Raw genomic sequence first — 23,698 nt, forward strand, 5'->3', positions numbered from 1 at the left:
TTTGGTCCGTTCGTACTCGACCCCGACATGGGGACGCTCCTTAGAGAGGAGATCCCGGTCGCTGTTGGGCATCGTGGACTGACGCTGCTTGCTGCGCTTGCGGCACGGCCTGGCGAGATCCTGACCAAGGCCGAACTGCTGGATGCTGCCTGGCCGGGAACCGCCGTCGAGGAAGGCAACCTTACCGTTCAAATCGCGACACTAAGAAAGGCTCTCGGTCCGGCTGATAATGGCGGTGAGTGGATCGCCACGGTGCCTCGCGTCGGCTACCGCTTCACCGGGACTGTCAAGCCGGTGGCGAGCGCATCCTGCAAACCGATACCGCCGTCCGGCAAGCCTTCGATCGCGGTGCTGCCTTTTGCCAATCTGGGCGGCGATCAGGACCAGCAGTATCTCAGCGACGGCATAACCGAGGACATAATCACGGAGCTGGCCAGGTTTCGCTCCCTCCTCGTCATCGCGCGCAATTCGTCTTTTCAATTTCGCCATCCGGCAATGGACATTGCCGAAGTACATCGCAAACTCGGAGTTCGCTATCTCGTCGAAGGCAGCATAAGAAAACTCGGTGATCGCATTCGGATCACCACACAGCTGATCGACGCCGCCACCGGCACCCATCTATGGGCCCAACGCTACGATCGGGCCCTTAACGACATCTTCGCGTTGCAAGACGAGGTTGCGGCGCTTATCGCCTCGATGGTCGAAGGGCAAGCGGAGGCGGAATCGGCGACCCGTACCAGACGCAAGCCACCCGCCGATTGGGATGCATACGACTACTACCTGCAGGGGCGCGCGCACTTTTACCGATATGAACTGGAAAAGTCCGAGCCCCTCTTCGTTCGGTCCGTGGATCTCGATTCGTCGTTCGCTCAAGCCCACGCCTTCCTCGCGCAGGCCCTCGTCGGCAGATTTTGGTACGACAATGATCCGCGGACGCTACAGAAGGCCTGGGACTCGGTACGGACGGCGCTCTCTCTCGACAGAAGCGATGGCGTCTGTCACCAGAGCATGGGGCTGGTGCTTACACACATGCGCCAGCATAGCGATGCAGGAGTGCATTTTGAGCTCGCGCGCTCGTTGAACCCGCTAGACGTGAATATAGCGGGGGATTACGCAAGCTGGCTCAACTACGGCGGACGGGCCGAGACGGCACTCAACGTGCTCGAAACCGCGCTCCTGCGCGAGCCGTTACCACCGGTGTGGTTCTGGGAGGTGAAGGGCAGCTCTCTGTTCCTGCTTGGAAGGTACTCGGAAGCTGTCGCTTCGTATCGGAAGGCCGGTGACCAATTCTTCATCCATGCCTTCCTCGCAGCGTCATACGCACATTTGGGCGAGATGGAGAAGGCGCGCGCTGAGGTCGAGGAAGCACTGACAAGGAAACACGAGCTGACTGTCCGGCTGATTTCAGGTCTCCCGTTCACCGATCAAGTCGCCCTTGAGCTTTTCACGTCGGGCTTCAGAAAGGCCGGTTTTCCCGTGTGAACGTATCTACGATCCCAGCCTATCTCGATTTTGGTAAATACGCGGACGATCCTGATGCCCCGCAGGACAGCAGGCCCGCCTGCAACCAAGCGAGCCACGGTCAGCACGGTTGCCCGCCGTCTGGATGTTAGGCTCTGACCAAAAGCGATAAGGCGATCCTGCCAGCGATGACAGCAACAACGTGGTGACCTTGGCCCCAAGGCCCAGCTTGGCTAGAGTTCGAAGATGCTGGACGCCATTCACCACGTCGCGCTTATCTGCACCGACTACGATCGATCGCGACGGTTCTATGTCGAGCTTCTCGGCCTGGACCTGATCTGCGAGGTCTTTCGGGAGGAGCGGCAGTCCTGGAAGGCCGACCTGCGGATCGGATCCGCCCAGCTGGAATTGTTTTCCTTCCCTGCCCCAGCGCCGCGGCGGTCTTATCCAGAGGCGACAGGGCTGCGGCACTTGGCGTTTGCTGTGGGGAACCTTGACCTCGTAGTTGCGCGCCTGGAAGCCGCCGGCGTTGCCGTAGAGCCAATCCGGATAGACCCATATACGGATCGGCGCTTCACCTTCTTTAGCGACCCGGACGGATTGCCGTTGGAACTCTACGAGGCGCAATAGAGTACCGTTTATACGACAGTCTGCGTATTGCACGACGGAACCATTCGGCACTTCTGGGACGCGGAATTGGGTTCGAGTAAGCCGATCCAGGCAAAGACCCGACAACCGAGCGGACCTGATGATGCTGTGGAACGTCCTGGACTGGACGCCGGAAGGTCGCGGGACCGACTGGTACCCGAAGATCACCTACTAAGCGGTCGAGATGGTTTTCCAGGGTCTGGCATTGCGTAAAAGGGTGGAGACCTGCCAATCCGCTCACGGCTCCGCTTAAGGCATTCGCGATGTTGTCAGCGTCTGCAACTGGCGCTCAGTGGCATTTCGCGCGCGAGCGTTCGGCGCTGTCCAATTGGCCACGATCAGGCCGCCACTTCCACCGGCAGGCCGGCGGCTTTCCATTCCGGCATGCCGTCCTCCAGCCGGCGCGCGGAATGGCCGAGCGCGCGCAGCGCCGCGACAGCCTCGAAGGACATCACGCACCACGGGCCGCGGCAATAGGCGACGATTTCGCGGCCGATAGCGGCGTCGGCTGACCAGGCCCTGACTTTCCCCAGCGGGACATTGATGGCGCCCGGCACATGGCCGAGCGCGAACTCGTCGGCCGGGCGCACATCGATCAGCGTCACCAGTCCGTCGCGCATCAGCCTCCGAAGCTCGCGGCGCGTGACCGGCTGCATGTCGTCACGCGCATCGAAATAGCCGCGCACGATGCGGTCGACCTCGGCGAGCTGCCGCTCGGCGACGCCGCGCACGGCGGCGAAGGCGGAAAGCACGCTGTCATCGGCCAGCGAATAATGCACGAACTTGCCATCGCGCTCGGCCGAGACGATGCCGGCGCGGCGCAGCGCCTGCAGATGTTGCGAGATGTTGGCGACGGGCCGGGCGAGCTTCGCCGCGAGCACCTCGACGCTGCGCGCGCCTTGCGCCAGATGCTCGATCATTTCCAGGCGCAGCGGATGCCCGAGCGCCTTGGCGACGATCGCGAACTGCTCGTACAGCGCCTGTTTCGGATTGCGGATTGACATCGACCTTTCTGCCGTCATTCAATGGAATAATTGAATGACGGTTTCGACCATTGCTGTCAAGCAGAGCGGCTCCCCGGGGCGCAGCCGCTCGTTCGGAGGAAAAAGCGATGATTCTCAGGCAGTTCCTGCACAACGATCCGGTTGCCGCCTCCTATCTGTTCGGCTGCGGCGGCAAGGCTTCCGCGGCCGTGGTCGACCCGGTCGGCGACATCGCGCCTTATGTCGATGCAGCGCGCGCGACCGGCATGCGGATCCTCTATGTCGTCGACACGCATATCCATGCCGACCACATCTCGGCCGGACGCTCGCTGGCCGAGGCGACGGGCGCCGAATACGTGTTGTTCGAAGGTGCTGCGGCCGACTTCCCGTTCCGGCGAGTGAAGGACGGCGAAGTGCTGGAACTCGGCAATGTGACAATGACGGTGATGCATACACCGGGCCATACGCCGGAGCATCTGAGCCTGTTGGTCACCGACCGGACGCGGTCGGCCGAACCCTGGTTCGTGCTCACCGGGCACACGCTGATGGTCGGCGATCTCGGTCGCACCGAGCTTGCTTCAAGCGCCGAGGACGGGGCGCGTGCGCTTTATGCCAGCGTGCGCCGCCTGAAGGAGTTGCCCGACCATATCGAGGTGCTGCCCGGCGCCTATTCGGGCTCGGTCTGCGGCCGCTCGCTGAGCGGTAAGCCTACATCGACCATCGGCTTCGAGCGGCGCTTCAACAAGGCGTTCCGCATCGAGGACGAGGGTGAGTTCGTCGCAGCCATGACCGCCGACATCCCTCCCCCGCCGCCGCAGGCCGCCCGGACCCGGGCGCTCAACGCCGGAGCGAAATCTTGAGCATAGCGGCATCCGCCGTCGCGCTCGGCCTCAAGGCCAACTGGAAGCAGTTTTCGCTCCTGGTGCTGATCAACGCCTTTGTCGGCGGCATGGTCGGCATCGAGCGGACCGTGGTGCCGCTGATCGGCGCGGAGGAGTTTGGCGTGGCGTCGACCACGCTGGTCGTCTCCTTCATTGTCAGCTTCGGCGTGGTCAAGGCTTGCGCCAACCTTGTCTCCGGCCAGCTTGCCGACAGATGGGGCCGCAAGCGCGTCCTGATCCTCGGCTGGCTGTTCGGCCTGCCGGTGCCCTTCATCATTATCTGGGCGCCGAGCTGGGGCTGGATCGTCGCCGCCAACGCGCTGCTCGGCATCAACCAGGGCTTCGCGTGGTCGATGACCGTGATCATGAAGGTCGACCTGGTCGGACCGAAGTCGCGCGGGCTCGCCGTCGGCCTCAACGAATTCGCCGGCTACCTCGCCGTCGGCGTCACCGCTTTCCTGACCGGCTATCTTGCGAGCCGCTACGGCTTTCGTCCCGTGCCGATCTATCTCGGCGCCGGCTACGCGATCCTGGGTGCGGCGCTGTCGATCCTGCTCGTGCGCGACACGCGCGAGCATCTGCGGCTGGAGCTGGCCAACCATCCAAGACAAGCTTCCCCGCTCAGCTTCCGCGAGATCTTCATGCTGACCTCGTTCAGCGACCGCAATTTGTTCGCAGCCTCGCAGGCCGGCCTGGTCAACAACCTGAACGACGGCATGAGTTGGGGCCTGTTTCCGCTCTTCTTCGTTGCCAACGGCCTCGGCATCGAGCGCATCGGTGTCCTCAAGGCGGTCTATCCGGCAGTGTGGGGCATCCTCCAGGTCGCGACCGGGCCGTTGAGCGACCGCTGGGGCCGCAAGGGGCTGATCGTCGCCGGCATGTGGGTGCAGGCGGCGGGGCTTCTCACCACCGCCATGACGCGCGAATTCGGCTGGTGGCTGCTGGCCAGCCTTTTGCTCGGCCTCGGCACGGCCATGGTCTATCCGTGCCTGATCGCGGCGGTGTCGGACGCATCGCACCCTTCCTGGCGGGCGCGCTCGCTCAGCGTCTATCGCTTCTGGCGCGACCTCGGCTATGCGATCGGGGCGCTGTCCGCCGGCCTGATCGCCGACTTCTTCGGCTTCGTTGCGGCGATCGCGGCCATTGCCGCATTGACCTTCCTGTCGGGCGCGATCGTCGCGGTGACGATGCGTGAGCCGCGTTCCGCCACCGTGGTTCCGACATCGGGCGATCGTTGAGACCGCCTCGGAAACGAAGGCCGTGTTTACGTTAATGGAAGCTTGATGCTGCGCGGGATGTGCCTGTCCGCTACAATCTGGACAAGTACATTTCCTCGAGATCGTTCATGAGCAACCCGAACCGCATGCCGTGGGTGGATACGGCAAAAGGTCTTTCCATCATTCTGGTGGTGATGATGTATGCCGCCTACAACACCGGCGAATACACCGGCGGCATCGGCTTCTTGCATTATGTCATCGGCTTCGCGACGCCGTTCCGCATGCCGGAATTCTTCCTGATCTCGGGCCTGTTCCTGTCGCAGGTGATCGACCGGCCATGGCGGCGCTATATCGACCGCCGCGTCGTCCACTACCTCTATTTCTACGTGCTTTGGGCGATCATCTCGATCGGACTGAAGATCGGCATCTTCAGCCGCGACCCCGCCGGCATGCTGCATGATCTCACGATGGCCGCCGTCCAGCCATACGGCGTGTTGTGGTTCATCTACATGCTGGCGGTGTTCGGGATCGTCATCCGCATGCTGCGCGAACTTCGCGTGCCGCACTGGATCGTCATCTTGGCTGCCGCCGCGCTGCAGATGTGGGCGCCGAAGCCGGACAGCTACGCGCTCGAGCAGTTCGCGGCCTATTTCGTGTTCTTCTATCTCGGCTTCGTGCTCGCGCCGTTGATATTCCGGCTGGTGGAGTGGACGCAGGCAAGGCCGGCGATCGCCGTTCTCGGCCTGCTCGCCTGGGCGATCGTCAACGGCCTGCTCGTCTATTCGCCGGGCTATGCGATGCAGCCGGTCGGCATGCAGATGGGATTGGCGGCATGGCCGCCGCTGCATCTGTCGCTTGCCGTCGCCGGCGCCGTGGCGCTCTGCGTTGCCGGCGGTTTCCTGTCGAAATTCGCTTCCATGGAATGGCTGCGCTGGCTCGGCGAGCATTCGCTGGTCGTCTATGTCGCCTTCACCATCCCGATGTCGATCTTCCGGGGCGTCATGCTGGCGAGCGGTCTCCTGACCGATACCGGCATGCTCAGCCTGGCGGTGCTGCTGGTCTCGGTCATAAGCCCGGTGGTGCTCTACTTCGTCGTCCAGCGCGTCGGCTTCGGCACCTTCCTGTTCGAGCGGCCGGCCTGGGCGCATTTCGACAGGCCGACAGCCGCCAAGGCCTCCAGCAAGCCCATGACCCGGCCGGCGCGCGAGGCGGCCTGACCGGGCCGCCCGTTCCGGCCATCCGTTATTTGCTAGCGTCGTATCCCGGCCGGCGCACGGCCCTGATCTTGCCGCTGCTGCCGCCGCCGCAGAAGAAGCAGCCGTCGCCATCGGATTCCAGTCCCGACACACCGGAGGGCATCGCTACCTCCTGCAGCACGTCACCCGTCTCGGGATCGATGCGCAGCAGATCGCCCTCCTCACCTTCCCAAGTGGCATGCCAGAGTTCGCCGTCGATCCAGGTGACGCCGGTGACGACGCGTTTCGACTCGATGCTACGGATCACCTCGCCCGTTTCAGGATTGATCTGGTGGATCTTATGGGCCCTGTATTCGCCGACCCAGAGCGAACCTTCGGCCCAGGCCATACCTGAATCGCCGCCATTGCCCGGCGCGGGAATGGTGGCGACGACCTCGCCGGTCTTTGGGTCGACCTTGTGAATGCGATCCTCGGCGATCTGGTAGAGGTGCTCGCCGTCGAAAGCGGTTCCGGCATGCGAGGCGACGTCGATCGATTGCACGATGGCGCCACTCTCCGGGTCGAGGGCCTTCAATTTGTCCCCGGTGGCAAACCAGACATTCTTGCCATCATAGGTAACGCCATTGACGCGCTCGGTGTCCGGAAAGGGTCCATATTCGCGCAGGATCTCGGCAGCGGCTCTTTTCATTTTCCAATCCTCATCGGTCTCTTGTGTCAGCTTCGACTTTAGCCGCTCTGCTGCAAACCCGGGAGCAACAACACAGTCGGGAATTTATGAACCGCCTCAAAGCTCGATGCAGACCTTGCCGAAATGCTTCTGGCTCTCATACGCCCGGAAAGCCGAGGCAATATCGCGCAGCGGAAAGCTGCGGCCGATAACAGGCCTCAGGCCGTTGGCCGTTATCGCCCGGATCATATCTTCCTGGTCAGCTCTGCTGCCGATCGAAATTCCATTGATGCGGATCTGATTGGAAAACAGCGCCGGGATCGACACTTGCGCGGCAAAGCCGGTCAACACGCCGATCAGCGCGATCTGGCCGCCCATCCTGCAGGCCGTTATCGACTGCGCCAGCGTGCCGGGGCCGCCGACCTCGACCACGTGATCGACACCGCGTCCATCGGTCAGGTCCCTGGCCTTCCGGCCCCAGTCCGGCACGGCCTTGTAATTGATAAGATGATCGGCGCCGAGCCGCCTGAGCTTTTCGAGCTTGTCATCGGAGGAAGATGTCGCGATGACACGGGCGCCCGCCATCTTGGCGAACTGCAGCGCGAACAACGACACGCTGCCCGCGCCGAGGACCAGCACCGTATCGCCAGCCCTCACCTGACCGCACACCACCAGTGCCCTCCAGGCGGTTACCCCGGCGCAACTGAGTGTAGCCGCCTCCACATGGGTGTAACCCGCCGGCGCTTTCGTGAAAGCATGCCACGGCATCGAGGCATATTCCCTTGCATAGCCATCGACATCATCGCCCAGTTCGCCCTGCTTGGTGGCGGGCGTAGCCTCGCCACCCAGCCAATTGGGCCAATAGCAGCTGACAACGGCATCGCCGGTCTCGAATGCGTCGACGCCCTCTCCGACGGCAATCACCTCGCCAGCACCATCGGACAGCGGAATGCGGCCGTCGGCGCAGGGCTTCTTGCCCGTTGCAACCATGCTGTCGTGGAAGTTCAGCGAGCATGCCCGGATTCGGACAAGCAACTCGCCCGGTCCGGGCTCGGGCCGATCCTCCTCGACCAACGAGAGTTGTTCCAGGCCGCCGGGCGCTCTTAATCTGATCAGTTTCATGACGTCTCTCCCTCGATGCCGAGTACCGGCAAACTAGTCGCTCGGCAGCGGACCGGGGAGTAACAAGACAGTCGGGAATCCGGTGACCGGCGGCATCATCCAGCGGCGCGCCCGGCCGCGGCCCACCGCCTGCACCTTGTGCTCGGCCGACAACTGCTCCAGCGCCCGCTGCACGGTGCGCGCGCTGGCGCCAAGCGCGATCGCCAGCGCCGAGCTCGACCAGGCCTCGCCATCGGTCAGGAAGGCAAGCACCGCGCCATGCTCATCCTCGACAGGCGGCGCCAGCACGACGATCTCGGCGGCGTTCAGCGGCGTCAACGCAAAGCCGCCGGCGGTCGCATTGATCTCGGCCAAGCCGGCGAGCTCGGCCCGGAGCCGCCCCATCTCGACCCTGAGCCGCGCACGATGCGATTCATCGGCGTGCTTCGCCCGGAAGGCGCGCCTCAGCAATGTCTCACGCGAGGCATCCGCCGGCCAGGTTTCGGCGAGCGTGCGCGCCAGCGCAAACAGCACCGGCCGGGTCGCCAGCGAGACCACGGTGCCGCCTTCGCGCACGACGTTGCGGCAAGCATCGATGACCAGCGCGCCGGACCCCAGCAGCGCCTCGACCTCGTCGAGCAGCAACTCTTTCTCCGCGCCGCGCGCGAGCAGCCGGCCGACCGGCGTGTTCAGAACCAGGGATGCCGCTTCGACTTCGGCCTTCAATGCCGGGATGTTGGCTTGATAGGCGGCGAGCGATGCGCGGCCGAATGCCGAGCGCGCCGCCTTCGTCCTGAGGCGCCGGACGGCGATGCCGGCCGCCGCCAGTTCATGGGCGACGCGCGCCACCGGCGGCAGCGGCGCCGGATCGAAGTCCGCCAGCAGGCGCTCGGCCTCGTCGAGCCGGCCGATCAGGATGAGGCGGCGCGCCTCGAGGCTGCCGGCATAGGCGGCGTTGAGCCTATCACCATGTGCCGCAAGCGTTGCACGGGCGGACCGCAGCGCCTTCTCCGGCCAGCCGAGATCGCGCGAGACCAGAGCGATCTCGGCCTCGGCGACGACACAGCGGGCGCGCGCCACCGCTTCCCTCGGACTGAAGGCGCGGGCGGCGTCCTTCAGCAGCGCCTTGGCCTTGGCGAAATCGCCGAGCTGCGCCATCGCGATGCCGCGCAGGGCCAGCGCCGGCGCGTCGTCGCGCAGCGCGACGCGCTTCAAGGCGCCGAGCGGATCGCCCGCGGCGAGCGCGCGGCCGGCGGCATTGATCAGCGAATCCATGCCACCGTCTCAGCGCCCCCCGCAGCAAATCGCGTCACACTTGTAACTCTCACCATCGCAGTGCGCTGTCCTATGTCTGTCCTCGTCACCCCAACCAAACCCAAGAACGGGACAAGAGCAATGACCCAACATATGAAGACACCGCCGGTCGTTTCGCAGGAAGCGTGGGAAGGCGCCTATGAAGAGATGCTCGTGAAGGAAAAGGCGCTCACCCGCGCCCGCGACGCTTTGGCCGCCGAACGCCGCCGCATGCCGTGGATGGAAGTCAAGAAGGACTATGTGTTCGAAGGCCCGAACGGCAAGATGAGCCTGCTCGACCTGTTCGAAGGCCGCCGCCAGCTCGTCGTCTACCGCGCCTTCTTCGAGCCCGGCGTCTATGGCTGGCCAGAACATGCGTGCCGCGGCTGCTCGCTCGGCGCCGACCAGGTCGGCAACCTAGCCCATCTCAACGCCCGCGACACCACGCTTGCCTATGCCTCGCGCGCGCCGCAGGCCGACATCCAGCGGCTGAAGCAGCGGATGGACTGGAAGATGCCCTGGTACACCATCACCGATAGCTGGGATAAGGATTTCGGCGTCGACGAATGGCATGGCCACAACGTCTTCATCCATGACGGCAAGCGCATCTTCCGCACTTATTTCGTCAACAACCGCGGCGACGAAGCCTTTGGCACCGTCTGGAGCTATCTCGACGTCACCCCGCTCGGCCGCCAGGAGGTATGGGAGGATTCGCCCGAGGGCTATCCGCAGACCCAGACCTACAAATGGTGGAACTGGCACGACAATTATGAGGAAGGCGCCGCCCCCGACCAGAGATGGGTCGAGGTCTCGGATGCCGGCGAAGCGGCGTTCCGCAACAAGAACGCCTGAGCGTGAAGCGGTTCCGGCGGCGCAAACCGCGCGCCGCCGGAGCCGATCGCCTCGCGCTTGTTCCAACGGGCTCGAACCCTGCCCGCATCAGAAGGTGGATATCATGAGCATCGACAATCCTGCCCCTCGCCCAAACGGCCTGATCGGCTTCAGCCTCGCCGACTGGCTCTGCCTCGCCGCGACGCCGACCTTCGCCACGATGGCGCTGCTCACGGCGGCCTATGGCGGCCAGGACATGATGTGCATGTCGGGCGCCTCGGCGCTCAGCGGCATGGTGCCGATGTATCTGTTGATGGCAGCGTTCCATCTGGCGCCGTGGCTGCGGTTGGCGGCGCGGCGGGGGTGATGGCCGCTGAGCAATCTAAAGTCCGACCCTGCCCCTCCAGGTCTTGACGAAAACAGGCGCGCCTGAGACACGGGAGCAGGCATTTGCTCCATGGGAGACGGGCACGCGGTGGGCAAGCTGTGAAGCGCGTTTTTCGATTGCTTGCCGCGGCGATCCTGGCGTCCGGCGTGACTGGATGCACCAGCATTTCCTACTACGCGCAGTCGTTGGAGGGCCATGTCGAGATCATGGCCGCGCGCAAGAACGTTGGAAGACTTATCCGCGATCCGTCGACGCCACAGGCGTTGCGCGCCAAATTGACCTCCGCCAGCGCCATACGCCGCTTTGCCACGGAAGAGCTGGCGCTGCCCGATAATAACAGCTACCGCAGTTATGTCGACGTCGGTCGGAACAATGTGACCTTGGCCGTGTTTGCTGCGCCGCAATTCTCGCTTGCGCCGATAACTTGGTGCTTTCCAGTCTTCGGCTGCGTTCCATACAAGGGATATTTTTCGCGCAAAGACGCGCTCGAAAGTGCTGCTGAACTGCAGCGGCAGGGGCTGGACGTCTATGTGTCGGGCGTCACCGCATATTCCACGCTGGGCTGGTTCAGCGATCCGCTGCTCAGCACCATGCTGCGTCAGGACGACACCTACCTCGCAAGCCTTATTTTCCATGAGCTGGCGCATCAGAAAGTCTATGTGAACGGCGACTCCGCATTCAACGAGGCTTTCGCGGTTTCCGTCGAAACCACCGGTACGAGGAAATGGCTCCGCGCCACCGGCAATCGCGCCGGATTGCGCAGCTACGAAATCGATCGCAAGCGCAAGGCCGATTTTCTCGGACTGATATCGAAAACCCGGGATGAGCTGAGGCAGGTCTATGGAAGTCCCCGCAGCCCGCAGCAGATGGCGGCCGCCAAAGCAGCCGCCATCGACAGGCTGCGGATGCGCTACCGGCAAATGCGCGACAGGCGATGGGCTGGATACCGGGGATATGATGCCTGGTTCGATAGCCCTATCAACAACGCAAAGCTCGCCGCGACCGCTGTCTACGGCGAACAGGTCCCGGCGTTTCTTCGCTTGTTCGACTTGTGCTCCGGCGACTACCCGAGGTTCTACGCTTCTGTTCGACGGATCGGAAAGTTGCCCGCACCTTCCCGAGCCGAAGCGCTTAGAACCGTGGCTGCGTGCAATTGACCTTATAAGGAATTCGGCACCCGGAGGCCGCGCGGACAATGTTGGACAATTATGAGGTGGACAGGTTCGGCGTGATCCACCAGATCGACTTCACACCGATCAAATACGACAAGAAATACATCTCCTATTATGAAGACCTGAGCGACCGGACCATCAAGCTCGGTTATCAGCGGCTTGGCTGGGTGCTTGGTATCACCGGCGAGATTCCTCGTTCCGTGCTGGAAATCGGATATGGCACGGGCACGTTCATCGAAGCCGCGAAGATAACCGGCGTCGCCGATTGCGCCGGCTGCGATATCGCCGAATTCCCACTGCCCAAGGGTGTCCGCTTCGTCGATTGGGATGAGGCGCTCGCCGGCGCCTGGGACCTCGTCGCCATGTTCGACGTGCTGGAGCACATCCCCGATCTCGGCTTCCTTTCCCGGCTTCAGGCCCGCCACCTGGCTGTCGCCGTCCCCTATTGCCGCTGGCGCGAGCTCGGCGCCGAGGGCGACGCGTGGTTCGCCAAATGGCGCATGCGTCTGCCCAACGAGCACCTGCATCACTTCGACCGCGACTCGCTGGTGGCGCTCCTCGCGGCCAACGGTTTCGAATGCGTGACGCTGAACTGCTTCGAGGACGGGATCAGGCTGCGGCCAGGAGAAGCAGGTCCGAACATTCTGTCGGGTTTTTTCAGGAAGCTTTAGGCCGGCGGCCTTGCCGACCGGCTCTAGCGCGCCGCGACACTGTGCCGACCCGTGACCGCCGAGCGGCAATAGGGACTACTCTTCCGAGGCGAGCTCGCCCAGATGGCGACGGACCCAGCTCATCTCTTCGGAAGCCGTGCGTCCAAAATGCCGCTTGAAGTCGCGGCTGAACTGAACCGCGCTCGCATATCCGACCAAAGCCGCGACCTGAGCGATCGTTGTCTTGCGTGCGATCATCAGTCTTGCCTCGTGCAGCCGCATGGCTTTCACGTACTGCATCGGGCTGCTTCCGGTCATTTCCTTGAAATGAACGTGGTAAGAAGGCACGCTCATGCCTGCTTGTCCCGCGAGCTCGGCGACCGAGATTTCGGCGCTGTAGTTTTCCCGCAGCCATGCGAGGCTCCGCACGATCCTTCCCGACCTGCCTCTTTGCTGCAAGGCAGCGATCATCGCCTCGCCTTGCGGGCCAATCAGGACGCGGTAATGCAGCTCGCGCAGAAGGCTTGATCCAAGAACGGCGGTCTCGGCAGGATTGCGAAGCGCCGTCAGCAGGCGCAGCAGGACATCCTAGATGTCGGAGCCGATCCTGCTCGATACGAGACTTCGCGGCCGGTCGCTTCCCACATCCGAATGAATCTCCAGCTGCGCGGCAATGTCGGCCGCCATCCGCATGTCGAACTCGACATAGACCGCAAGCAGAGGACGATCGGGGCTGGCCGTCGATTCCATCCGAAACGGAACAGGGACCGACACCGCCAGATAATGGTCTTCATCGTACAGGTAGACCTCTCGTTCGAGGATGCCTCGCTTGCTTCCCTGCAGGACAAACACCGCACCCGGTTCATAAAGTACCGGGACGTCGTGAAGCACCGCCTCGGTCCGGAGCACGCGCACACGCTCGAGCGCGGTCGCATTATAGCCAACACGGTCGGCGATAGCTCCGGCCAACTCGACCAGCTTTCGTCTTCGCCCGATGTCCGCCCTGATAGGATTTGGCAAGCCATTCATAGGAACCGCAATCGTGGACGTTACCGCACCATACTATTTGCCAAGCTGCACTCCATCAATGAAGGACCGCAGATCATGGCAAAAAAGACCTTCTTCATCACTGGCGCCAATTCGGGCTTCGGCCTCGCCATCGCTTCCGCCGCCATCCAGATGGGCCATACGGTCATTGGCACCGTCCGGACCGAGACGTCACGCGCGGCACTTGCCGGATCCCTCCCAGCGATCCGCACCGTCATCTGCGATGTCACGGAGTTCGACCGCGTGCCGGACGTCGTCGCGCAGGCGGAGGAAGAGCACGGGCCCGTCGACGTCCTGATCAACAATGCCGGCTATGGCCACGAGGGCGTGCTCGAAGAGTCACCGCTCGAAGAGATGCGGCGTCAGTTCGATGTGAACGTCTTCGGCGCCGTGGCGGCCGCCAAGGCGTTTCTTCCCAGGTTCCGCGAGCGACGCCGCGGCTTCATCGTCAACGTCACGTCGATGGGCGGCATGATCACAATGCCGGGCATCGCTTACTATTGTGGCAGCAAGTTCGCGCTTCAGGGCATATCGGAAGTGATGCGTTCCGAAATGGCCCCATTGGGCGTTCGCGTTGCCGCCGTCTGCCCAGGCTCCTTCCGGACGGACTGGGCCGGACGTTCCATGGTCCGGACCGGGAGGTCTATCAGCGATTACGATGCGCTGTTCGATCCGATCCGGGAGGCCCGACAGGCGAAAAGCGGCAAGCAAATTGGCGATCCGGACAAGCTTGCAACGGCCGTATTGGCCCTGGTCGAAACCGAAGCCCCGCCGCCGCAGCTTCTGCTTGGCAGCGACGCCCTCAAGCTCGTGTCCGAGCGAATCCAGCGGCTGCAGCAAGAGATCGATGCCTGGAAAGCCGTAACTATCTCGACCGACAGCTGACCGCATAGCGACAAAGGCAAACGCGGTCAGGGGCATTCGGCAAGCCTGACCTTGCCGAGTGTTCGGCGGGGGGGCCATCGACGGGGCGAGTTTCGGACCAGCCTCACCGTCCGCATTGCCTTCCGCGCCGGCTCGCACAATAGTCGGGCCGATGTTCGAGGCGATTGCGAGTCACTGGTCGACGCTTATCCTGATCCTGTCGCTGGCGATGGCGGCGGTGGGCATCGTCCACGCCATCATGACGAAGGAAGACGTGCGCGCGGCCACCGGCTGGGTGGGCGTGATGCTTCTGTCGCCTTTCCTCGGCGCGATCATCTACGCCATTGCCGGCATCAACCGGATCCGCCGCGCGACGATCAGCGCCATGCGGCCGGTTTCGCCCGAGGCCGCTGCCGCCAGGCATGACCGGGACGTCGCGCTGGAAGCCTTGATCAACGCCGAATTCGGCCAGCGTTTCACCGGGCTGAAGACGCTTGGCGACAGAGTGGCGCGGCGCCCGCTCACCTCGGGAAACACCATCGCCGTGCTCAAGACAGGCGACGAAGCCTATACGGCGATGTGCCGGGCGATCGATGCGGCGCAACGAAGCGTCCTTCTGGAAACCTATATTTTCGACAATGACGCGGTCGGGGCGCTTTTCGTCCAGTCGCTCGGCAACGCCGTCAAGCGCGGCGTCACCGTGCGCGTGCTGATCGACGCCGTCGGCGTACGCTATTCGGTGCCCAGCATCCTGAAGCAGCTCAAGGAATCCGACGTCACGGTCGATCTCTTCAACGGCAACATCGTCATGGGCCTGAGACTTCCCTATGCCAATCTCAGGACCCACAGGAAGATACTGATTATCGACGGCACGGTGGCGTTCACGGGAGGCATGAACATCCGCAAGGGATTCTCGGCCGAGCTCGCCGGTTCCGACAGTTCGCGTGACACGCATTTCGAGGTCACCGGGCCGGTGGTGGCCGATCTGTTCTCGGTGGCCGCCGAGGACTGGCGCTTCGCCGGCAACGAGGCCCTGAAGGACGGGCCCTGGCAGGTCGAGCGTGTCGTGCCGCCGCCAGGGCAGCCGATGCTGGTGCGCGCGGTCGCGACCGGGCCGGACGCGTCTAACGAAACCAATCTCAAGTTGCTGATGGGAGCGTTTTCGGTCGCCCGCAAATCGATCCGCATCATGTCGCCCTATTTCCTGCCGGACCGGGAGTTCATCAGCGCGCTGACCACGGCCGGCCGGCGCGGCGTCGAAATCGACATCGTCGTGCCGGCGGTGAACAACCTCTTCCTCGTCGACCATGCGATGACGGCGCAGTTCGACCAGGTTTTGAAGCACTATTGCCGCGTCTGGCGCCACGAAGGCGCGTTCGACCATTCGAAGCTGATGGCGATCGACGGCGTGTGGGCCTATGTCGGCTCTTCCAATCTGGACGCCCGCTCGCTGAGGCTGAATTTCGAGATCGACTTGGAAGTGCTGGATAAAAATTTCGCCGCCGAGATCGACGCCCGTATCGCGGCCGCCATCTCGACCGCGCAGCCGGTGACGCTGCAGACGCTGAAGGCAAGGCCGTTCGCAATCCGCGTCTTCGACCGTTTGCTGTGGCTGGGATCGCCCTATCTTTAGAGCAGGAAATCGAGCATCGGGATCATGGAGATAGACGACATCAAAGGACGCAGCCTGCCCGAGACCGTGCTGCTCTCGATCCGCAGCAGAAGCGCACGCAAGGCGAAGGCGACGCCGCGCAAGCGCGTCAACGACACGGAAATCGTCGTTGCCTCCTACAACGTCCACAAATGCATCGGCACCGACCGCAGATTCGACCCCGAACGGACGGCGCGCGTCATCCGCGAAATGAGCCCCGACGTGATCGCGCTGCAGGAGGCCGACAACCGCTTCGGCGACAGGGCCGGGCTGCTCGACCTGGCCCGCCTGGAGCTGGAAACGGGGCTGGTGCCAGTGCCGGTCAGCGGCAACGGCAAGGGGCATGGCTGGCGCGGCAATGTGCTGTTGTTCAAGCGCGGCACCGTGCGCGACGTCCACCAGCTCAAGCTGCCCGGACTGGAGCCGCGCGGCGCGCTGGTCGCCGAGATCGATCTCGACGAGAAACGATCGCTGCGCGTCATTGCCGCCCATCTCGGCCTGCTGCGCCGCTCGCGCTCGGAACAGGCCCGCGTCGTGCTCGACATCATGAGCAGCGCCGACGAGAGGCCGACGCTGCTTCTGGGCGACCTCAACGAATGGCGGCTCGGCAACCGCTCGGCACTGAACACGCTGCACACGACCTTCGGCCCGACGCCGGCGGTGCCGACTTTCCCATCCGGCCTGCCGGTGCTGGCACTCGACCGCATCATGGGCAACCGGCACGACCTGGTTTCAGACGTCGAGGCGCATGACACGCCGCTGTCGCGGGTCGCCTCCGACCACCTGCCGCTGACGGCCTTCGTGCATCTTTGAGATAGGCCGCCTTCACCCTTCCCGCAGCCAGACCAGCATCTCGCCGGGATCGCGATTGTCCCAGGCAAAATACGGGACCGCCTTGAGCTTCGTTTCCTGCGTCACCGGCGGTTCGGGGCGGTAGAGATCGGCACCCCAGTTCTCGGTCTCGGCCCGGCTGCCGATGGCCGAGAGGGTGACGACGCCGCCGAGCAGGTTCGGTTCTTTGTGCGCCTCGAGCCTTGCCTCGCGCGGCAGGGCGATGCGATGCAGCCCGCCGCCATTGTCGGTTTCCTCGACGCAATAGATCAGCGGGCCGCGCGCCAGCGCCACGCGGCCGATGTCCTGGCGCACCTGCGGATTGGCGAAGAGGCGCGCCATCGACATTTCGAGGTCGAGCTCGACCTCGTCGCCCTTTTGCCATTCGCGGTGGATGGCGGCATAGCCGTCGACCGTCGCCGCTTCGAGATCGACGAGCTTGCCGTTGACGCGCAACGCCGCCTTGCGGCACCAGGCGGGTATGCGCAGGTGAAGCGTGAACTCTACGGGCGCCTCCGGCCCGATCTCGATCGCAATCGCGCCGTCCCAGGGATAGCTGCTGGTCTGGACGAGCGTCACCTGCCGGCCGGCGATCTCGAAGCGCGCAGTCGAATCGCCATAGAGGTGCACCGCCAGCGCATCGTCGGCGAGACCGTAGAAATAGCTGCCGATGGACGCCACCATGCGGCCGATATTGGGTGGGCAGCACGGGCAGCGGTGCCACTTCCAGCGATGATGGCCGCCGCGGCTCTCCAGCGGATTCTCGTAGAAGAACAGCGAGCCGTCGAGCGACAGGCCCGAGATCGAGCCATTGTACAAAGCCCGCTCCATCATGTCGGCATAGCGGGCGTTCGGCCCCATGCCGAGCATGCGGCTTGCCCAGAACACCAGACCGACCGAGGCGCAGGTCTCGGCATAGGCGGTGTCGTTGGGCAGGTCGTAGTCGCTCGTAAAACCTTCATTGTGCGCCGACGGACCGAGGCCGCCGGTGACATAGAGGCTCTTCGTCGTGAGATCGTCCCACAGGCGGTCAAGCGCGACCCTGAGCGTGTCGTCGCCATATTCGGTGGCGATGTCGGCCATGCCGGAATAGAGATACATCGCCCTCACCGCATGGCCGACGACCTTGTCCTGCTCGCGCACCGGCTTGTGCGACTGGTTGTATTCATAGGTCTTGAAGTGATAGGCTTTGGGATCGGCGCCGCGGGCGCGCGCCTCCTCGTCGAAATAATGCGGCTGCTGACCGCGCTGGTCGATGAAATATTTCGCCAGGTCCATGTACTTCTTCTCGCCAGTCACCCGAGCGAGCTTGACCAGCGCCAGCTCGATTTCCTCATGGCCGCAATAGCCCTTCTTCTTGCCGGGCTCGGGACCGAACGTCGAGGCGATGTGGTCGGCGTAGCGGCTCATGATGTCGAGCAGCTTGCGCTTGCCCGTCGCCTGAAAGTAGGCGACCGCGCCCTCGATCAGATGGCCGGCGCAGTAGAGCTCGTGGCAGTCGCGCAAATTGGTCCAGCGCAGGCCGGGCTGGATGCGCTGGTACCAGCTGGAGAGATAGCCGTCCTCCTGCTGCAGCTTGCCGAACATGTCGATGACGGCGTCGATCTTCTTCTCGAGCTCGGGATTGCGGCGACGGTAGAGCGAATAGGCCGCGGTCTCGATGGTCTTGCCCCAGTCGGAGTCCCAGAACATCTGTGTCGTCACAGTCGAGCCGGTGAAGGTAGGATTGGCTGCCTCGTCCGGCGACGGCGAATGGAAGGGAATGACGACGCCCGGCGACGGCACGTCCGGATCGATCTGCTCCAGCATGCGCGCCTCGACGCAGCGGTCGTAGAGGATCTCGGCGGTGCGCGTCGCGACCGCGTCGACACGGTCGCCCCAGAAGCCGCGGACATCGACCTGCGGTACTGGCAACGGGCGGAAGGCGAGCTTCGGCCTGGCGGAGGGCTGCGCGGCGGGCTGCGATGCGGTCATGATTTCACTCCATTCGAATTACTTGACGGCCCCGGCCATGAGGCCGCGGATGTAGAAGCGCTGCAGCGCCAGGAACAGGATCAGGCAGGGCACCATCATCACCGTGACGCCGGCCTGCACCGCGCCCCAGTCAATCGCGCCGAAGCGGCCGGACTGAAGTGCGGTCATCATCACCGGCAACGTGAATTTGGACTGGTCGGTCATCAGCACGAGCGCCGCCAGGAATTCGTTCCAGGCGCCGAGGAAGGCGAACAGCGCGATGGTGACGACACCCGGCCAGACGAGTGGCAGCATCACCTTGATGAGCATGGTGACGTTGTTGGCGCCATCCATGCGCGCGGCCTCCTCGATCTCGCGCGGCACGGCGTCGAAGGCGTTGCGCATCATGAAGATCGAGAAGGGCAGCTGCAGCGTGACATAGACGCAGACCAGGCCGGTCAGCGTGTTGTGCAGGCCAAGCTTCGTCAACACCAGGAAGATCGGCGTCAGGATCGACTGGAACGGGATCATGATCGTCGACAGGATCAGGACGAAGAAGAAATCCCGCAACGGGAAGCGGAAGCGCGAGAAACCGTAGCCGGCAAGCACGCTGACCAGCACCGAGAGCAGCACCGTCATAACCGAGACATAGATGCTGTTCTGCGCCGAGACCCAGAGCCCGTCGCCGAAGGAGTTCAGCGTCTGATAATTCTCGATCGAGAAACCGGTGGTCGGCCAGGGCGGCAGCGGCGGCTGGCGTGCCTCCTGCGCCGGCTTGAAGGTCGACAGCACCGTCCAGACGATCGGCGCCAGGAACAGCACCGAGGCGATGATGCCGGTGGAGTGCCTGGCCAGGCTGAAGCCGACTTTCCGGTTTTGCGACATCGCCTCGGCCATCAGTCGAGCCCCTCCGGCTTGCGCAGCAGCCAGAGCTGGATGAGGCTGAGCGCCACCAGGATGACCAGCAGCACCATCGAGAGCGCGGCGCCGTAACCGAGCTTGAACGAGACGAAGGACTGGTTGAAGATCCAGTAGACCGCCGTCAGCGTCTGGTTGCGCGGGCCGCCGCGCAGGATGATGTAGAACTGGTCGAAGGCAAGGATCGAGCCCGCCACCGACAGGATCAGCGCCAGCGCCAGCGTGCGGCGCATCAAGGGCAAGGTGATCGCCCTGAACCTGGCGAACGGCCCTGCCCCGTCGATGACGGCCGCCTCCTGCAGGTCCTGCGGGATCGATTGCAGGCCGGTCATCAGGATGATCATGGTGAAGCCGGCGACCTTCCACACCACCATGGCGATGATCGACCAGAAGGCCGGCTGGAAGGTGGCGAGAAGATTGACCTTCCTTTCGGTCAGGCCGAGGTCGTAAGCGGCCGGGCTGAACAGGCCGGAATCGACATTCAAGAGCCAGGACCAGAGCAGGCTCGCCGAGGCGAAGCCGACCACCGCCGGCATGAAGAAGGCGGTGCGGTAGAGGTTGGTCAGCGGACGCGGTTTTTCGATGAAGATCGCCAGCGGGAAGGCGACGGCGAAGATCGCGATGGTGACGATCACCGTATAGTAGAAGGTGAATTTCAGCGCATTCCAGAAGCGCGTGTCGCGCAGGATGGCAAAGTAGTTGTCGAGGCCGATGAAGGCATGCTCACCCATCAGCGGCCAATTGTGCAGCGACATCCAGGCGGTCATGCCGAGCGGAATGACGAAGAAGACGGTGACCAGGGCGACGGCCGGCAGAACATAGAGCAGGCCCACCCATTGCCGACGGCTGACGCCGATGCGTAAGCGGGCGGGAGCGGAGGTTGCGGTGATGGCGGTCATGGCCGGGCTCCTCCTTCTCCCCTTGTGGGAGAAGGTGGATCGGCGCGTAGCGCCGAGACGGATGAGGGGTGTTCCAGGGAACGCCAACGCCTCACTCCGCTGGAACACCCCTCATCCATCGCCTTCGGCGACACCTTCTCCCACGAGGGGAGAAGGGGGAGCGAACGTCGCGGCGCCGCAAATTGGTGAGCGTGCTTTCTCAACGCGATAAAACCCTGCCATTCAGCGATGCAGTCCCCGGCCGCCCGGCCAGGGAGACGGGGCGGGCGGCCGGTCAGAGCCTTGGCAGCGAGGCGTTGCGCTATCCTCGCCGCCGGCTGGCCCTGGTGTCTACTTGTTCGGCGCCTGGTCGATAATCGACTGCATCGTCTCCTGCGCGTTCTTGATGGCGCCATCGACATCGTCGCCGAAGAACACCTCGTTGATCATCTGCGTCCACGGCCCGTTTGCGGAGTTGATCAGGTCGTTGAACACCACCGAATAGGGCGTCCTGCCCTTGGCCATCGCTTCGGCCGCCACCTGGTAGCGCGGGTCGAGATCCTTCAGCGCGTCCTTGGCGATGTCGTTTCGCACCGGCAGGCTGCCATATTTGGCCAGAATGGTCTGGCCCTCCAGCGAATAGGCGAAGTCCAAAAACTCCTTCACCACGGCGATCTTCTTGGTGCCCTTGGTGACGACGAAATTGTCGCCGCCGGCAAAGGACGACCAGCCGCCATCCTTACCCGGCAGGAAGGTGATGCCGTAGTCGACGTCCGGGTATTGCGTGTTGAGCGCGCCGATGGCGAAGGCGCCGGACGGCGAGATGCCGATCTTGCCGCCGGCGAAGGCGGCGAAGAAATTGGCGCCGGTGTCGGTCTGCGCGCCCTCGGGCACCAGCCCCTTCTTGACCATCGAGCGATAGAGGTCGATCGCGCCGCGCAGTTGCGGGCTGTCCAGCGTCGCCTTCGAGCCGTCCTCGGACAGGATGTCGCCGCCCGAGGCCCAGATCAGCGGCGTGAAGGTGAAGATGTTGCAGCCGCCGCAATTGCCGGAGAAGTAGAAGCCCTTGATATCGCCGCCGAGCGCGTTGACCTTCTCGGCGTCGGCCTCGATCTCGGCCCAGTTGGTCGGGCCCTTCTCAGGATCGAGCCCGGCCTGCTTGAACAGCTTCTTGTTCCAGATCAGCACCGAGGCGTCGGCCGAGAACGGCAGGCCGTAGATGCGGTCCTTGTAGGTGCCGGTCTTCACATGCGCCGGCGACAGGCTGGCGAAATAGGGCAAGGATTTCGCCCAATCTGTGATGTCCTCCAACTGGCCGGCGGCGGCGAAGGACGGCGTGTAGATGAGGTCGAGCGAGAGCGCGTCGGGCGCGGTGCCGCCGGCGGCGGCGGCGCCATATTTCGGGATGATCTCGGCATTGGGAATGATATCGAGCTTGATCTGGTCCTTGTTGGCCTTGTTGAAGGCGTCGACGATGCGCGGCATGAAGTTCGAGCCGTCGGCGCGCACCCAGATGTTGGCGGTCTCGGCGGACGCCGCCTGCAGGCCGCCGCCGATGACGGCCGCGGCTAAAGCCAGCTTGGCAAACATGGTCTTCATTTTACTCCTCCTCATGGTTCTCCTCCCTGTTTTGGCCCGCCGCCCGGTCTAACCGGGCGCGTAGCCTTGTTGCTTCATTGCGGCGGACTGCCGCATGACTGACGCACCACCAGCCGGCACGGCAGTTTCCTGATGCCCGGCGCGGCCGGGTGGCCGTCGACGAGCGAAAGCAGGGCAAGCCCGGCCTCGCGGCCGAGGCTCGCCAGGTTCATGTCGATGGAAGTCAGCGGCGGGCGCGTCGCCTCGGCCACGATCTCCCAATTGTCGAAGCCGATGACGCCGACATCCTCGGGCACGCGGATACCGCGCTCGCGCAGCGCATCGATGACGCCGCGGGCAATCTGGTCGTTGCCGCAGAAGACGGCGTCCGGCCATCCTTCCCTGCCCGCCTTGCCGAACAGTCTTGCCACCGCATCGCGGCCCCAGGCCTCCGACCAGGCGCCGAGCAGCGGCTCGGCTGTGGCCAAGCCGTTCTCCCTCAGGACGTCGCGATAAGCCTCGGCCCGCGCGTGCACCACGGCGAAGCTCGCCGGGCCGCTGACATGGGCGATGCGGCGGCGGCCGAGCCGCAAGAACTGCTCGACCGCCAGCCGCGCGCCGCCGGCATCGTCGGAGACGAGGCCGACCGCGCCGGGATCCGGCTGGGTGAAGGCGTAGACTACCGGGATGCGCAGGTTGGAGAGATCGACCGGCAGATGGCGGTCGATGCGTTTTCCGGTGGCGACGATGCCGTCGACGCGCTTGTCGAGCATGGCCTCGACATGCAGCTGGCCGAGCCGCTGGTCATCCTCGACATTGCACAGGAACACCGACACGCCCTTGTCGACCAGCGCATCCGAAACGCCGGCCATGAGCGGCAGCGAGAAGCGGCCATAGGTATCGTTGGTGAGCAGGCCGACGGTGAAGGAGCGCTTTCGCAACAGGCTCTGCGCCAGGCTGTTCGGCCGGAAGCCGAGCAGCCGCGCCGTCTCGCGGATGCGCTCGCGCGTCTCCGCCGTCATCCGCCCCTGCCCGTTCAGCGCCTTCGACGCCGTCGCCACGCTGACGCCGGCCGCGGCGGCGACCTCGCGCAGGGTGACCGGCGGCTTGGCGGAAACTGGCGCTGGCTCGGCGTCGGCGGACATGATTGCGGCGGATTCCCTTAGCTGGGAAAAGGTTTTCTCTTATCGCCCTGCGCCGCGATGACGGGTGAGGTCAGCCGGCGCGGAGCGGGTTGGGAAAAGGTTTTCTCAGGGGGAGATTAGGGGAAGGTGGCGGGGTTGGCAAGGGGTGGGAGACAAGTGAATGGGGCCGAAGGCTGTCGGTCCGCTGTTGAGGCGAGCTCGGCGAATAGCTGCCATTCGGCAACTGACCCCGAAGCTGACGGGCCAACCGCACAGCGTTAATGACAGCTCTGCTTGCATGCGCACTCAGTTGCGATCGATCGGCTTTCAGAAGCGGCCCTTTTTGGATTTGACCGGAGTAGCGCC

At 64.0% G+C, this 23,698-nt stretch carries 20 protein-coding genes and 2 pseudogenes; 12 read left to right on the forward strand and 10 right to left on the reverse strand.

Annotated elements, in window-relative coordinates; genetic code table 11:
• The first annotated feature begins 27 nt into the window (after positions 1–27).
• Both CK219_RS16740 and CK219_RS16745 read left to right on the forward strand, forming a co-directional pair.
• The gene (locus tag CK219_RS16740; RefSeq protein WP_245340503.1) at positions 28–1,482 is read left to right on the forward strand and encodes a winged helix-turn-helix domain-containing protein; all 1,455 of its coding nucleotides are present in this window, start codon (positions 28–30) and stop codon (positions 1,480–1,482) included.
• Between the two features lie 225 nt (positions 1,483–1,707).
• On the forward strand, positions 1,708–2,091 hold the full coding sequence (locus tag CK219_RS16745) for a VOC family protein (protein ID WP_095767832.1): 384 nt from the start codon (positions 1,708–1,710) through the stop codon (positions 2,089–2,091).
• Positions 2,092–2,447: 356 nt separating this feature from the next.
• Here the strand turns inward: CK219_RS16745 and CK219_RS16755 are convergent, their stop codons facing one another.
• Positions 2,448–3,113, reverse strand: coding sequence for a metalloregulator ArsR/SmtB family transcription factor (locus CK219_RS16755; RefSeq protein WP_095767833.1), 666 nt, complete (start codon positions 3,111–3,113; stop codon positions 2,448–2,450).
• A 107-nt stretch (positions 3,114–3,220) separates the two neighbouring features.
• Between CK219_RS16755 and CK219_RS16760 the strand changes: the two genes are divergently transcribed.
• The 3 genes from CK219_RS16760 to CK219_RS16770 all read left to right on the forward strand — a co-directional run bounded on the left by CK219_RS16760 (position 3,221) and on the right by CK219_RS16770 (position 6,407).
• Positions 3,221–3,952, forward strand: a complete 732-nt coding sequence (locus tag CK219_RS16760; RefSeq protein WP_095767834.1) for an MBL fold metallo-hydrolase — start codon at positions 3,221–3,223, stop codon at positions 3,950–3,952.
• Positions 3,949–5,211: an MFS transporter gene (locus tag CK219_RS16765; RefSeq protein WP_245340505.1), complete on the forward strand. Its 1,263-nt coding sequence runs from the start codon at positions 3,949–3,951 to the stop codon at positions 5,209–5,211. The genes CK219_RS16760 and CK219_RS16765 overlap by 4 nt, the downstream gene beginning before the upstream one ends.
• Before the next feature lie 107 nt (positions 5,212–5,318).
• Complete coding sequence (locus tag CK219_RS16770) at positions 5,319–6,407, forward strand: acyltransferase family protein (protein WP_095767836.1); 1,089 nt, start codon at positions 5,319–5,321, stop codon at positions 6,405–6,407.
• 25 nt (positions 6,408–6,432) lie between these two features.
• Here the strand turns inward: CK219_RS16770 and CK219_RS16775 are convergent, their stop codons facing one another.
• From CK219_RS16775 to CK219_RS16785, 3 genes are all read right to left on the reverse strand, one after another.
• On the reverse strand, positions 6,433–7,074 hold the full coding sequence (locus CK219_RS16775) for a DUF5074 domain-containing protein (RefSeq protein ID WP_095767837.1): 642 nt from the start codon (positions 7,072–7,074) through the stop codon (positions 6,433–6,435).
• Between the two features lie 96 nt (positions 7,075–7,170).
• Complete coding sequence (locus tag CK219_RS16780) at positions 7,171–8,175, reverse strand: NAD(P)-dependent alcohol dehydrogenase (protein ID WP_095767838.1); 1,005 nt, start codon at positions 8,173–8,175, stop codon at positions 7,171–7,173.
• A gap of 33 nt (positions 8,176–8,208) precedes the next feature.
• The gene (locus CK219_RS16785; protein ID WP_095767839.1) at positions 8,209–9,429 is read right to left on the reverse strand and encodes a helix-turn-helix domain-containing protein; all 1,221 of its coding nucleotides are present in this window, start codon (positions 9,427–9,429) and stop codon (positions 8,209–8,211) included.
• A 120-nt stretch (positions 9,430–9,549) separates the two neighbouring features.
• Here CK219_RS16785 and CK219_RS16790 point away from each other — a divergent pair, with 120 nt between their 5' ends.
• The 4 genes and pseudogenes from CK219_RS16790 (at position 9,550) to CK219_RS16805 (ending at position 12,509) form a co-directional block, all read left to right on the forward strand.
• The gene (locus tag CK219_RS16790; RefSeq protein ID WP_095767840.1) at positions 9,550–10,299 is read left to right on the forward strand and encodes a DUF899 family protein; all 750 of its coding nucleotides are present in this window, start codon (positions 9,550–9,552) and stop codon (positions 10,297–10,299) included.
• A 157-nt stretch (positions 10,300–10,456) separates the two neighbouring features.
• Positions 10,457–10,645: pseudogene (locus CK219_RS16795) on the forward strand (hypothetical protein); the annotation flags it as partial.
• A 119-nt stretch (positions 10,646–10,764) separates the two neighbouring features.
• Positions 10,765–11,823, forward strand: coding sequence for an aminopeptidase (locus tag CK219_RS16800; RefSeq protein ID WP_095767841.1), 1,059 nt, complete (start codon positions 10,765–10,767; stop codon positions 11,821–11,823).
• A gap of 38 nt (positions 11,824–11,861) precedes the next feature.
• Positions 11,862–12,509: a class I SAM-dependent methyltransferase gene (locus CK219_RS16805; RefSeq protein ID WP_095767842.1), complete on the forward strand. Its 648-nt coding sequence runs from the start codon at positions 11,862–11,864 to the stop codon at positions 12,507–12,509.
• A 75-nt stretch (positions 12,510–12,584) separates the two neighbouring features.
• Here CK219_RS16805 and CK219_RS16810 read toward each other — a convergent pair.
• Positions 12,585–13,517, reverse strand: a pseudogene (locus CK219_RS16810) (AraC family transcriptional regulator).
• 75 nt (positions 13,518–13,592) lie between these two features.
• Here CK219_RS16810 and CK219_RS16815 point away from each other — a divergent pair.
• The 3 genes from CK219_RS16815 (at position 13,593) to CK219_RS16825 (ending at position 16,863) form a co-directional block, all read left to right on the forward strand.
• On the forward strand, positions 13,593–14,420 hold the full coding sequence (locus tag CK219_RS16815) for an oxidoreductase (RefSeq protein WP_095767843.1): 828 nt from the start codon (positions 13,593–13,595) through the stop codon (positions 14,418–14,420).
• Between the two features lie 151 nt (positions 14,421–14,571).
• Entirely contained in the window at positions 14,572–16,032 is a 1,461-nt protein-coding gene (locus CK219_RS16820; protein WP_095767844.1) for a phospholipase D-like domain-containing protein, read from the forward strand.
• A 24-nt stretch (positions 16,033–16,056) separates the two neighbouring features.
• Positions 16,057–16,863, forward strand: a complete 807-nt coding sequence (locus CK219_RS16825) for an endonuclease/exonuclease/phosphatase family protein (protein ID WP_176477038.1) — start codon at positions 16,057–16,059, stop codon at positions 16,861–16,863.
• Between the two features lie 12 nt (positions 16,864–16,875).
• Here CK219_RS16825 and CK219_RS16830 read toward each other — a convergent pair whose 3' ends face one another.
• From CK219_RS16830 to CK219_RS16850, 5 genes are all read right to left on the reverse strand, one after another.
• Positions 16,876–18,855 (reverse strand): glycoside hydrolase family 127 protein, encoded by a 1,980-nt coding sequence (locus tag CK219_RS16830; RefSeq protein ID WP_095767845.1) that lies wholly within the window; start codon positions 18,853–18,855, stop codon positions 16,876–16,878.
• A gap of 18 nt (positions 18,856–18,873) precedes the next feature.
• Positions 18,874–19,731 (reverse strand): carbohydrate ABC transporter permease, encoded by an 858-nt coding sequence (locus tag CK219_RS16835; protein WP_095767846.1) that lies wholly within the window; start codon positions 19,729–19,731, stop codon positions 18,874–18,876.
• Positions 19,731–20,651 carry a sugar ABC transporter permease gene (locus CK219_RS16840; protein WP_095767847.1) on the reverse strand — a complete coding sequence of 307 codons (921 nt, stop codon included), beginning with the start codon at positions 20,649–20,651 and terminating at the stop codon, positions 19,731–19,733. The genes CK219_RS16835 and CK219_RS16840 overlap by 1 nt, the downstream gene beginning before the upstream one ends.
• 330 nt (positions 20,652–20,981) lie before the next feature.
• Positions 20,982–22,229, reverse strand: coding sequence for a sugar ABC transporter substrate-binding protein (locus CK219_RS16845; protein ID WP_095767848.1), 1,248 nt, complete (start codon positions 22,227–22,229; stop codon positions 20,982–20,984).
• A gap of 74 nt (positions 22,230–22,303) precedes the next feature.
• Positions 22,304–23,353: a LacI family DNA-binding transcriptional regulator gene (locus CK219_RS16850; protein WP_095767849.1), complete on the reverse strand. Its 1,050-nt coding sequence runs from the start codon at positions 23,351–23,353 to the stop codon at positions 22,304–22,306.
• Between the last annotated feature and the right edge of the window lie 345 nt (positions 23,354–23,698).

Origin of the sequence: Mesorhizobium sp. WSM4313 (genome assembly GCF_002294725.1) — a bacterium.
GTDB lineage: Bacteria > Pseudomonadota > Alphaproteobacteria > Rhizobiales > Rhizobiaceae > Mesorhizobium.